The sequence below is a fragment of the Bacillus sp. 7_6_55CFAA_CT2 genome (assembly GCF_000238655.1).
Taxonomy (GTDB): domain Bacteria; phylum Bacillota; class Bacilli; order Bacillales; family Bacillaceae_G; genus Bacillus_A; species Bacillus_A cereus.
The window spans coordinates 120,939-132,718 of sequence record NZ_JH414713.1; the positions used below are offsets into that span (position 1 = coordinate 120,939).

An 11,780-nucleotide genomic window follows, 5' to 3' on the forward strand; every position below is an offset into this window, starting at 1 on the left:
CTTTTCTTTATGATTAACATGATTTTCGAGAACTCTTACATGAGAATTGTATGAAGAAGCACTCTTATGGTGCGCTTATAAGCGTGCTTTTTCTTTTGTTATATTTATAATACGAAAGCCTTTCCCTAACAGGTGACTATCTTTCTTTATATATATAGATAGTTCAAAATGGAATAAAAATAATTCCTTTATGTAAAGGATAATATGGATATTATAGGAAGACAATAGAAATTAAAGGAAATTCATGTAAAATTCAAATGAACTCCATATAAACTTCATATTAGAAATTAAATATAATTATAATAGGTTATTGTTATATTTTTGATTTTTCATAAAATTAAAAGTTTGAATTTAGGAGGTATTGCTCAAACCTAAATTCAAACTTTATTGAAGTAATTAATGGATATTACGTCTAGTTTTCGCTAATGACGGCATTTAAAAGTTCGGCAGGATTACCTGTTCCTGCACCGCCAATTGTAATAGATCCACCAGGAGGAATTTCACCATTCCATCCTGCGTTCGTAATTACATAATGATTATTTGTTTTACTACTAATTTTAGAATCCCAAACTTGTGTTAAATTGCCGCTATAATCAAATTCTAATTTCCAATTTTTAATAGGAGTCGTTCCATTATTTTTGATTATAATCGAGAAGTTATAACCGCTGCCCCAATTCGAAGTGACTGAAAATGTAGCAGTACCATTTCCATCAGGAGGTGTCGTATTAGCTTCATCCGTTTTGACAGTAAGAGCGGTAGGTTGTGATTTATTTCCAGCAGCATCTTTGGCAATTACCGAAAATTTGTATTCCGTATTAGGTTTTAAGTTTTTAATTGTAATGCTATTTGTTGTTGTACTCCATTTCTCTTCTCCAGCAGTAATTTCATATTCCGTAACTCCTACGTTATCAGTAGATACAGTCCAGTTTAATTGAACTGAGTTTGAATTTTTATTCGTAACTACAATGTTTTTAACATTCGTTGGTGGCTCAGTATCTTTTTGACTAATAGGTCCACCAAGTAATTCTTTTACTAGCGTATCAAGTAATTTTGGACCACTGCAACTATATTTTGGACTTGTACGGCAATCTCCGCTTAGTTCCCAAAACATTGCTCCACTTAAACCTTTCGTCTTTATATAGTCTGTTTTGTATTTCATAGATTCATTGTCATCGTAGCTAATAAATGTGCCTGTAGTTGCATTATATAAGTAAGGTACTTTAGCTGTGTCATTCCAGTAGCGTACAAAACCATTTTTATTAACGTAATTGGCTGCTAAATCACCGTAATCATACACACCCGTGTCACCGGTAGAATAATCATCCCAAGTACCTTTAGAAGCAAGTTTCCCATCACTACCTGGTTTGCAAGGTTGATATTGTCCATTATTTTCTTTGCCACAACTTTTCCAGCCACGTCCGTAAAAGGGTACGCCTAATACTAGTTTATCGACTGGAACACCTTCATTTGTATAAACATTTATAGCACCATCTACGTAAAAATTCGTATTTGCTGCTGGGTCATTTGGATCCTTATATAGAGCTGCATTATGATTAGAAGTAGCTTCCCATCCGCCATGGAAATCATATGTCATAATATTAATCCAATCGAGTATTTGAGAAATTTTCTTTAGTTCTGTATGATCAGCGTAGCGTTGGCTTGCACCTGAAGCGATTGTTAGTAAATATTGTTTGCCATCTTCAGCACCTGCTTTATTCAAAGCATTTCGGACGTCTTGAAGAAGGAGAGTGAAATTTTGTTTATCTTCAGGACGATAACTACCACCAGGAATCGTTTCAACGCCCGGATATTCCCAGTCTAAATCTACGCCATCAAACCCATATGCGCGAAGAAAAGCTACTGTAGAGTCAGCAAATACTTTTCTTGTTTTTTCATCAGCGGCCATATCAGAAAAGCGGTTAGACCAAGTCCAGCCACCAACGGAAATAATTGTTTTTAAGTGAGGATATTTAGCTTTTAATCGTTTTAGTTCACCGAAATTTCCGCAACGGGCATATTTATCGCAATCTTCCCAAGTTGTCCCTGAGCCAGGATACGATTTGGTAACATCAGCCCATGGTTCCCCGAGTACGAGAGTACCATTAGGAACCTCTTTATTTTGCAACGGTACACCAGATTCTTTACAGTTCCACGTTTGTTTATTTGGATTATCAGGATGAGTAGAAGGGTTTCCATGTTTTCCATTCCAACAAATATCCGCGAAAGCATAGTTAAGGTGAGTAAGTTTTGATGCATCAATGTCAGCAACTTGATAATTACGTCCGTAAACGCCCCACGAAGGAAAGTACCCAACAATTTTTTGACTTTGCTTTGGTGAATCTGCTAATGCGAGATTTGGAGTAATAAAATTTGTGAGAAAAAGAGGTAAGAAAAGTAGTAGGGATAGTAATAGCAGTGTGAATTTTTGAGACCTCATAGCCATTTCTCCTTTCAAAATAAAAGATATATTTAAAGGCATACGCCAATAAATCAAAATGAATCTAGACGTGTGAAACGTCTAGATAAAATGATCAGACATCACGAAGTCTATACAAGGGAGCTGGGGGTGATTAAATCGTAACAAATGTAAGATTTAGTGTAAACGCTTTATTAAGTTGAAAAAGACTTTCTCAATACAAAAAGGCTTGAATACAAACTATATATGAAAACGAAAAATCGGTATGGGAGGAAAAAGCTCATTATAAATAAATTTGAGAAAAAATTGTATGGAGCCAATTATTAAAGACGTAGAAAGATAAGGAAATATCATGTAAAATAATAGTAAAAATATGTAAAGGAGGGAATAGTGTGGATGTGTTTTTGAACATTGCTGAAGAAAAAATTCGACAAGCAATACGGAATGGTGATCTTGATTATCTTCCGGGAAAAGGAAAACCACTACAATTAGAAGATCTTTCAATGGTACCTCCAGAACTTAGAATGAGTTATAAAATTTAAAAAAATGCGGGAATGATTCCACCAGAAATGGAACTACAAAAAGATATATTAAAAATAGAGGATCTAATTGCTTGCTGTTATGATGAAGAAGAGAGAAAGAGATTACGAGAAGAGTTAACAGCAAAAACGCTTCGTTTTCAGCAGGTAATGGAAAAGAGAAAGATTAAAGATAGTTCAGCTTTTCGTATGTATCAAGACAAAGTATTTCGTAAATTACGCTAAGAGGGATAAGATGACTACATTTAAAACGATAGAAGAATTAGCGACCTATATCGAAGAACAACAATTGGTACTTCTGTTTATTAAAACGGAAAATTGTGGTGTTTGTGATGTTATGCTAAGAAAAGTAAATTGCGTATTAGAGAATTATGATTACGTAGAGAAAATAGAGATATTACTACAAGACATGCAGGAGATTGCGGGGCGATATGGAGTATTTACAGGGCCAACAATTTTATTATTTCATAATGGAAAAGAAATTCTTCGTGAATCACGCTTCATTTCACTTGAAAATCTAGAGAGAACCATTCAATTATTCGAGGAATAAGGGAGGCTTTTAAATGGAATTTATTATTGTCATACTATTATTTGTTGTAGTTGGAACAATCGTAACAGCAGTTCGATCGAACAAAAAGAAGGTAAATCTTACAAAACAAAATAACATTCATAATTCATCTAACAGCTCATCACCATTATTTTTCTTTGCTGGATCTGATAATGATAGCTCGCATGATGGCGGCTCACATGATTGTGGAGGATCTTTTGGGGGAGATAGCGGAGGAAGCTGCGGTGGCGGTGGTGATTGATAAAAATGCGCCTTATATAGGCGTATTTCTTTTTAAACAAACGTTTGATTAGTCGGCTTACATATGCATAAACACAGTTAAACAAACGTTTGTTTAATATTTTTAACATACTAAGGGGAATGGAAATGAAAAGGGAACCGAAAGTGAAAAATAAGGGGAAAGTAATGTTATTTTTATTAGCTGCGGGAGGCGTATTTCTTGTTAAATTAGCATTTAAATTTGGAACCATACATATGATTCGAACTTGGTTTGAAAGTACGTTTTCTTAAATAAGGAATATAGCCTCTTGCGATAGAGGTTTTTGATTTGTTATTATTAGACTGAACGGTCGGTTTAAAGAGGTGTGAATATGAGAAGAAGCGCAGAAGAGATAAAGAAAGAAATTGCATATAAAGCAGAAAGTCTATTTTCACAGAAGGGCTACGCAGCTACATCTATGGAAGAGATTTGTGAAATTACAGAGCGAAGTAAAGGAAGTATTTATTATCACTTTAAAAGTAAAGAAGAATTATTTTTATTTGTAGTGAAACAGCATACGTATGATTGGATTGAAAAATGGAATGAAAAAGAGAAGTTGTATAGCACTAGTACTGAAAAACTATATGGTCTCGCGGAATATCATGTAGAGGACATACAGCAACCAATTTCAAATGCAATAGAGGAATTCTCTATGAGCCAAGTTGTAAGTAAAGAGATTCTGGATGAACTGTTAGCTTTAACTAGAGAATCATATGTTATGTTTGAGAAATTAATTGAAGTAGGTATAGAGTCTGGAGAGTTCCGTGAAGATAATACTCGTGATCTTATGTATATTGTAAACGGATTATTATCAGGACTTGGAGTGCTTTACTACGAATTAGATTATAAAGAGCTGAAACGTATTTATAAAAAGGCAATAGATGTATTGTTAAAAGGAATGGCAGCTGAATAATAGGTCAGTTGCTTTTCTTACAAAATAAATTAGACCGAACGGTCGGTTTGTGAAAGGGGAATGAAAATGAACGCTTTATTTAAAAACCGAGCATTTATGCTCGTTATGGCGTCTGATATTTTACAACAATTTGCAATTTGGATCAGAAATATGGCTCTTTTGTATTTTATAATGGAGCGAACGAATAATGATCCAGTTTCTGTTTCGTTGTTATCAGTTATGGAATATGCACCTATTTTTATTTTCTCGTTTATCGGTGGTGCGCTAGCTGATCGTTGGAATCCGAAAAGAACAATGGTCGCTGGAGATGTATTAAGTGTACTGTCTATTATAGGAATTGTTTTGTTGTTAAAGCTGGATTATTGGCAGGCTATATTTTTTGCAACACTCATTTCCGCGATTGTAGGTCAGTTTTCTCAGCCCTCATCTTCGCGTATATTTAAGCGCTATGTAAAAGAAGGGGAGGTAGCAAATGCGATTGCATTTAACCAAACATTACAGTCATTATTTCTGATTTTTGGACCAGTGGTAGGATCGCTTGTGTATACACAACTTGGTTTATTTACATCACTATATAGCTTAATCATTTTATTTTTGTTATCTGCTATCGCCCTTTCATTCTTACCAAAATGGGTTGAAAAAGAGCAGGTGGCGAGAGACTCATTAAAAAATGATATAAAAGAAGGTTGGAAGTATGTTCTTCATACGAAAAATTTACGTATGATTACGATCACTTTTACAATTATGGGTTTGGCTGTTGGATTAACGAATCCATTAGAAGTATTCCTTGTAATTGAACGTTTAGGTATGGAAAAAGAAGCTGTTCAATATTTAGCGGCAGCTGACGGAATAGGTATGTTACTCGGTGGTATTGTTGCTGCAGTTTTCGCTTCAAAAGTGAATCCGAAAAAGATGTTTGTATTCGGTATGGGTATATTAGCGATTTCATTTTTAGTAGAAGGGCTATCTACATCATTTTGGATTACTAGTTTCATGAGATTTGGAACAGGTATTTGTTTAGCTTGTGTTAATATTGTTGTCGGTACGCTTATGATTCAACTTGTACCAGAAAATATGGTTGGAAGAGTAAATGGAACGATTTTACCACTGTTTATGGGGGCAATGCTAATTGGAACTTCATTAGCTGGAGGATTAAAGGAACTAACTTCACTAGTTACTGTGTTTTGTATAGCAATGGCACTTATTTTATTAGCGATAGGGCCAGTTCTACGCATGCAAATAAAAAAAGACGATGTTGCTAATAAAGAGGCACTAACAAATTCGTTAGTTTCGAAATAACTATTGTAAGGGAGCAAAATTGCTCTCTTTTTCTTTGAGGAACTTTTGACAACTATATGAGCCAATTATATACTGATGTTGTAAAAAAAATTTTACAGGTTAGGAGCAATGGTGTGAAAAATCAAATCTATGAATTACGCACTGAAAATAATATTTCACAAGGCGCATTAGCTGATAAATGTAAGGTTTCTAGACAAACGATAAATGCAATTGAGAATAATAAATATGATCCAAGCTTAGCGTTAGCGTTCCGTTTAGCTGAAGTATTAGGAACAACTGTTGATAAATTATTTTTGTACAAGCAGTAGAGTCGTTCATTATAAGGCGCACCTTTAAAAATAAAAAAGATCCTCTTCTTATGAGAAGAGGATCTTTTCTTATAGCGTTTTAGTCTTTGGACTAGGTGGTGTAACGGATGTATTATTTTCTGGAACTCTAGTTAGTAAGAATCCTCCGATAATAAATAGAACAATAATACTAAGAACACCAGCGTTTGTTTTTCCTGTTAATTGCGTTGTAACACCGACTAATACCGGACCCATAATTGCGGCAAACTTTCCAAATATATTATAAAATCCGAAGAATTCATTAGCAGATTCTTTTGGTACTAGTTTTGCAAAGTATGAACGACTTAGTGCTTGAATACCACCTTGAGATGTAGCAACTAACATTGCTAAAATCCAAAAATCAAGTGTCGTTTTTAAGAAATAAGCATATGTGCAAATAATGATATAAATAATGATACCGACATATAGCATTTTTTTGCCAGTAAATGTTTCAGATAATTTTCCGTATAGTAAAGCAAATGGACAAGCGACAATTTGTGTTACAAATAATATGATTAATAGATTCGTTGCACTAATACCGAGATCGGTTCCGTAAGCGGTAGACATAGTAATAATTGTATCGACTCCGTCAATATAGAAAAAGTAAGCGATTAGAAACATAAATACAGTTTTATATTCTTTAATATTTTTAAAAGTATTAGCAAGACGTTTAAAGCTCATTCTAATAGGTCTTGGATGACGCTCAATATAGTGTGTTTGCTCTACGTTTTTTAGCATTGGAATTGTAAATAACCCCCACCAAAGAGCTGTTATTGCAAAGGAAATTTGACTAGCAATGCCGACCGATAAGGGAATAGTTCCTTTTTGAGAAAGAATAATAAGAGCGATACAACCGATAAAAGGAATTGTACTCCCGATATAACCTAATGCAAATCCTCTTGTAGAAATTCGGTCCATTCTATCTTCAGAAGTGACGTCTACTAAAAATGCATCATAGAAAATGTTTGCTCCAGCAAAGCCGATTAAGGCGAGCATATAGCACCCTAGCAATAAGTACCACTGAGAGGTTGGAACGACTGCTAACATACTTGTAAATACGATACCGAGTCCAAAGAAGAATGTGAAAAAACGTTTTTTAAATCCTTTATAATCAGCAACTGTGCCAAGAATAGGAGCAAGTATAGAAATTAAAAGTGTTGCGAATGAGTTTGCATATCCCCAATATGCTGTTGAAGTTGCCCCAGATAGTCCAGCTTCTTTTGCAGCTGCTTTAAAGTAAATTGGAAATAATGCAGTTGTAATGACGAGCGAGTATACAGAGTTCGCCCAATCGTATAATATCCAGCTTTTTTCTTGTCTGGACATTTTTTTCATATAATGTTCCCCCTTAAATTTGTTTTACTAACAGTGTACAAAAATAAAAATTATAAAAAGAGAAACAGTGATGAATTTTACATAACTTTTACATATATACACAGTTCTTTACAATTGGAGTAAATCCTCTACAGTTGCTCCGTCTGTTTCACCTAAGTGTAAACCTAGTAGTCTAGCGATAGTTGGACCTTCATCAATAAGTCTCATATATGGGATTGTCACACCACTTTTTATACCTTTTCCGGCAGCGATAAAAATTGTTTCATAGTTAGGTTTTGTTGGAGAGTATCCATGCGTACCAAATGTATATTTTTTACTAGGCGTAACATCTTTTTCGGTAATTTCTTTTATAAAATCTCCTGTATAGTTTTCAGTGAAATAATACCCTTCTCGTGCTTCTAACATGAATAAACAATTACCGTCTGCACCGCAGTCTTTCGCAGCTTCATCATGAAGTATAAATTCAATTCCGTTTTGTTTATTTTGAAGTAGGTCTTCAAGGAGTAGTTGTACCTCGCGAATTGTATCTGTATCATTTTTGTCCTTTACATATACATAGGCAGAGCCGTCGCAACTTTGGCAATAGGCTTTCCAGTCTACTAATTTTCCTTTTTTATTAAGAGATATAAGTCCTCTTTGATGGAATAGCACATTTAATTGGATGGATTTGTTTTCACTTAAAGCGCTATGATCACCAAGGGCAATAATTGTACTTTCTTCGTATAGGTCACCTTCTTTTAGTGCTTGAATAATTTTTCCTAGACGTTCGTCATGTCTCTGGATAGCAGCTATTGTTTCGTTAGATTCAAAGCCGTGATAGTGTCTTTGGATGTCTAGATCGGTGAAATGTACAAACATGACATTAGGCTTTTTCGTCTGGATTGTATGCACAGCAGAGGCGAGGACGAAATCATCCAGCTCTGGTTGTGATAAACCATTTCTTATATGGCCGAAACGACGATTTAAATCTAATTGGTATAGTGGGCTACCGCTAAATAAGGAAACTAACACTTGATTTTGCCAAGGTCTATTGGGGAAAATTTCTGGTAAATTGTAATTGATGTTCGCTCTTCCAGTAACAGGCCATAGAAGGGCGGCTGTCGTTAAATTTGCTTTGCGCGCTTCATCATACAATGTTGTTCCTTTTATTGATTTTCGGTACCAATGCCAATCAGGTGATTCACGCCCTGGTTGAAGTAACGTATTGCTAACAACACCGTGCTTGTTAGGGTAATTACCGGTTACGATTGTTGAGTGGCTTGGATATGTTACAGAAGGATAAATTGGTTCTACTTTTTCGACAACCGTGCCTCTTTTTATTAGAGATTGGAAATGAGGTAGTTTTTGTAGTATAGGAAAATCTAAAGCTGATAAACAGTCGAATGATAAAATAATGACATGGTTTGTTAATGCTTTATCCATAAAGTTCCCTCCTGATTATATAAAACCTATTCTTATATATTACTATTAATACCTAGTAATAAAAATATATTTTCAGGTGAAAATTTATTATTTATTTTCAGAAAAATTAAACATATAATTAAGTATAAGGGAATCTATGGAAGGAGGAAACACTATGGATTGGTTAGATGGATTTGGTATCTTTTACATCATTGGTGGAATTACGATTATCCTTGTATTTGCTATTTCATATTTATTAAAGAAACAGTTTCCAGACAAACAGTTCGATATTATATTTGCACTTAGTTTAATACTTCTTTGCTTAGCGTCCTTTCCCGTTACAATGATGGTTATTGGTGGGTGGGAAGGAATGGGATATGGATTTATTGGTTTCTTTGTCCTACTTGGTACACTTATCGGTATGATTGCACATCAACTTGTGAAAATTACGCGGAAAAGCTACGTATAAAACTGTAAAAAACGAAAAGAATATATAATAATAAGAAAATTAGCTATTGTTTTAAAAAAGAATTTGTATTATGATAATCAACAAATTTATTTCGTTATAACGATGAAAAAGGACTAGTACATGTTCAACCTTTTTAGCAGAGAGAGAATCCGCCAGGCTGAAAGATTCTTAAAAAGGCAATATGGAACCTGCCTTTGAGTTCTGCATATGCAGCGGGAATTTCCCGTTATCAAAAAGAGAGCATGCGCAATTTTTGTGCATGAATCAGGGTGGTAACGCCGGCAAAGCTCGGTCCCTATTTAGGGACGCGGGCTTTTTTGTATTTTCTAGAAGGAGGAAGACTGACTATGGCAAAAGAACAAGTGCAAGCCATTACGAAGATGGAAGAGGACTTTGCGCAGTGGTATACCGATATTGTAAAAAAAGCCGAACTTGTTGATTATTCAAGTGTAAAAGGGTGCATGATTTTACGTCCGTATGGTTATGCCTTATGGGAGAATATGCAGAAGGTGATGGATGAGAAGTTAAAAGAAACTGGCCATGAAAATGTATATATGCCAATGTTTATCCCAGAGAGTTTATTGCAAAAAGAGAAGGATCATGTTGAAGGATTTGCTCCTGAAGTAGCATGGGTTACGCATGGTGGAGATGAAAAGTTAGCGGAAAGACTTTGTGTACGTCCTACATCTGAAACTTTATTCTGTGAGCATTTTTCAAAAATTGTGCAATCCTATAATGATTTGCCAAAGTTATATAATCAGTGGTGTTCAGTAGTTCGTTGGGAGAAGACAACTAGGCCGTTCCTTCGTACGACTGAATTTTTATGGCAAGAGGGTCATACAATCCATGAAACGGCAGAAGAATCGCAGGCTGAAACATTAAATATTTTAAACTTATATGCTTCTTTCTGTGAGGATTATTTAGCAATACCAGTTATTAAAGGACAAAAAACAGAAAAAGAGAAGTTTGCTGGAGCAAAGGCAACTTATACAATTGAAAGTTTAATGCATGATGGAAAAGCACTTCAAACAGGAACCTCTCATAACTTTGGGACGAATTTCTCAGAAGCATTTGATATTAAGTTTTTAGATCGTAACGGTAAGTGGCAATATGTGCACCAAACATCTTGGGGTGTATCAACAAGAATGATAGGCGGGCTAATAATGGTTCATAGTGATAATAATGGACTTGTAATGCCACCAAAAGTCGCTCCAGTGCAAGTTCTTATTGTACCGATTGCTCAGCATAAAGAAGGAGTTTTAGCAAAAGCAACAGAGTTACAAGCGCATATTCAAAAAGTTGCACGAGTAAAAATAGATGCTAGTAATAAAACACCAGGCTGGAAATTTAATGAGTATGAAATGAAGGGGATTCCAATTCGATTAGAAGTTGGCCCTAAAGATATTGAAAAGAATCAAGTTGTACTTGTAAGAAGAGATACGAAGGAAAAAGAGTTTGTACCAATGGATCAATTAGAAGAACGTATTCCAGCATTACTTGAAGAAATTCATATTGCTTTATTTAATAAAGCAAAAGCATTTCGCGATGAGAATACGTATGTTGCGACAAATTTCGAAGAGATGAAAAAAATAGCTGACGAAAAGCAAGGCTTTATTAAGGCAATGTGGTGCGGGGAATTAGCTTGTGAAGAAAAACTAAAAGAAGAAGTTGGAGTATCTTCACGTTGTATGCCTTTTGAGCAAGAGCATTTAGCTGAAGAATGCATTTGTTGTGGTAAAGAAGCTAAACAAATGGTGTATTGGGGAAAAGCGTATTAATACTTTTTCTGATAGGTGATAAAAAGGACTTTGGGCTGCATAATAAAATATAATCCAAAGTCCTTTTTAGTTTTATACTGTATTTCATGTATTCTTTTGATGGAAGGATGCTGCTCTTATTTTACGTTTTTACGACGAATAAACAGTAACATACCAATTAGGAATGTTGAAAGACCCATTAAAATAGATATAGGGTAATGCGTTGCAGTATTAGGTAATTTATCACCTTGTTTTTTTGTATTATCTTTTACATTATCCCCTTGAGAACCGTTGCCCTCCTCAGAATTGCTATCGCCTTTAACACGATTGCCACCTTGAGAGCCATTACCACCTTGAGAACTGCTATCACCTTTAACACGATTGCCACCTTGAGAGCCATTACCGCCGTGTGAGCCACTGCCACCAGAGCCGTTACCACCAGAACCGTTACCACCGGAATCGCTGCCACCAGATTCATTGCCACCAGAACCCCTGCCA

The 11,780-nt window shown here is 35.1% G+C and carries 12 protein-coding genes, 1 pseudogene and 1 other annotated feature; of the genes and pseudogenes, 9 read left to right on the plus strand and 4 right to left on the minus strand.

Translation table 11 applies throughout. The features are described 5' to 3' along the window. Nucleotides 1–412 precede the first annotated feature (412 nt). The gene (locus HMPREF1014_RS25200) at nt 413–2,437 is read right to left on the minus strand and encodes a glycosyl hydrolase family 18 protein (protein WP_001257477.1); all 2,025 of its coding nucleotides are present in this window, start codon (nt 2,435–2,437) and stop codon (nt 413–415) included. Between the two features lie 371 nt (nt 2,438–2,808). Here HMPREF1014_RS25200 and HMPREF1014_RS31140 point away from each other — a divergent pair. From HMPREF1014_RS31140 to HMPREF1014_RS25235, 7 genes and pseudogenes are all read left to right on the plus strand, one after another. Next, nucleotides 2,809–3,180, plus strand: a pseudogene (locus HMPREF1014_RS31140) (DnaJ family domain-containing protein). Between the two features lie 10 nt (nt 3,181–3,190). Further along, nucleotides 3,191–3,505: a thioredoxin family protein gene (locus HMPREF1014_RS25210; protein ID WP_000206517.1), complete on the plus strand. Its 315-nt coding sequence runs from the start codon at nt 3,191–3,193 to the stop codon at nt 3,503–3,505. A 13-nt stretch (nt 3,506–3,518) separates the two neighbouring features. After that, nucleotides 3,519–3,764, plus strand: coding sequence for a hypothetical protein (locus HMPREF1014_RS25215; RefSeq protein ID WP_000394369.1), 246 nt, complete (start codon nt 3,519–3,521; stop codon nt 3,762–3,764). 125 nt (nt 3,765–3,889) lie between these two features. After that, nucleotides 3,890–4,033, plus strand: coding sequence for a hypothetical protein (locus HMPREF1014_RS25220; RefSeq protein ID WP_000817975.1), 144 nt, complete (start codon nt 3,890–3,892; stop codon nt 4,031–4,033). Nucleotides 4,034–4,113: 80 nt separating this feature from the next. Beyond that, the gene (locus HMPREF1014_RS25225) at nt 4,114–4,695 is read left to right on the plus strand and encodes a TetR/AcrR family transcriptional regulator (RefSeq protein WP_001254433.1); all 582 of its coding nucleotides are present in this window, start codon (nt 4,114–4,116) and stop codon (nt 4,693–4,695) included. A gap of 66 nt (nt 4,696–4,761) precedes the next feature. Continuing rightward, nucleotides 4,762–5,994, plus strand: coding sequence for an MFS transporter (locus HMPREF1014_RS25230; RefSeq protein WP_000992566.1), 1,233 nt, complete (start codon nt 4,762–4,764; stop codon nt 5,992–5,994). Between the two features lie 56 nt (nt 5,995–6,050). Continuing rightward, the gene (locus tag HMPREF1014_RS25235; RefSeq protein WP_009327606.1) at nt 6,051–6,302 is read left to right on the plus strand and encodes a helix-turn-helix transcriptional regulator; all 252 of its coding nucleotides are present in this window, start codon (nt 6,051–6,053) and stop codon (nt 6,300–6,302) included. A 69-nt stretch (nt 6,303–6,371) separates the two neighbouring features. Here the strand turns inward: HMPREF1014_RS25235 and HMPREF1014_RS25240 are convergent, their stop codons facing one another. Together HMPREF1014_RS25240 and HMPREF1014_RS25245 are read right to left on the minus strand one after the other, a co-directional pair. Then, nucleotides 6,372–7,655, minus strand: coding sequence for an MFS transporter (locus HMPREF1014_RS25240; protein WP_000738814.1), 1,284 nt, complete (start codon nt 7,653–7,655; stop codon nt 6,372–6,374). Between the two features lie 108 nt (nt 7,656–7,763). After that, nucleotides 7,764–9,077 carry an alkaline phosphatase family protein gene (locus HMPREF1014_RS25245; RefSeq protein WP_000356422.1) on the minus strand — a complete coding sequence of 438 codons (1,314 nt, stop codon included), beginning with the start codon at nt 9,075–9,077 and terminating at the stop codon, nt 7,764–7,766. Nucleotides 9,078–9,231: 154 nt separating this feature from the next. Between HMPREF1014_RS25245 and HMPREF1014_RS25250 the strand changes: the two genes are divergently transcribed. Together HMPREF1014_RS25250 and proS are read left to right on the plus strand one after the other, a co-directional pair. Next, the gene (locus tag HMPREF1014_RS25250) at nt 9,232–9,525 is read left to right on the plus strand and encodes a YesK-like family protein (RefSeq protein ID WP_000383847.1); all 294 of its coding nucleotides are present in this window, start codon (nt 9,232–9,234) and stop codon (nt 9,523–9,525) included. 93 nt (nt 9,526–9,618) lie between these two features. Further along, nucleotides 9,619–9,825 (plus strand) — a binding site (T-box leader). Between the two features lie 47 nt (nt 9,826–9,872). Further along, nucleotides 9,873–11,303: a proline--tRNA ligase gene (gene proS / locus HMPREF1014_RS25255; protein WP_001040973.1), complete on the plus strand. Its 1,431-nt coding sequence runs from the start codon at nt 9,873–9,875 to the stop codon at nt 11,301–11,303. Between the two features lie 116 nt (nt 11,304–11,419). Here the strand turns inward: proS and HMPREF1014_RS25260 are convergent. After that, the coding region (locus tag HMPREF1014_RS25260; protein WP_000474401.1) for an LPXTG cell wall anchor domain-containing protein at nt 11,420–11,780 on the minus strand (361 nt) is incomplete at its 5' end.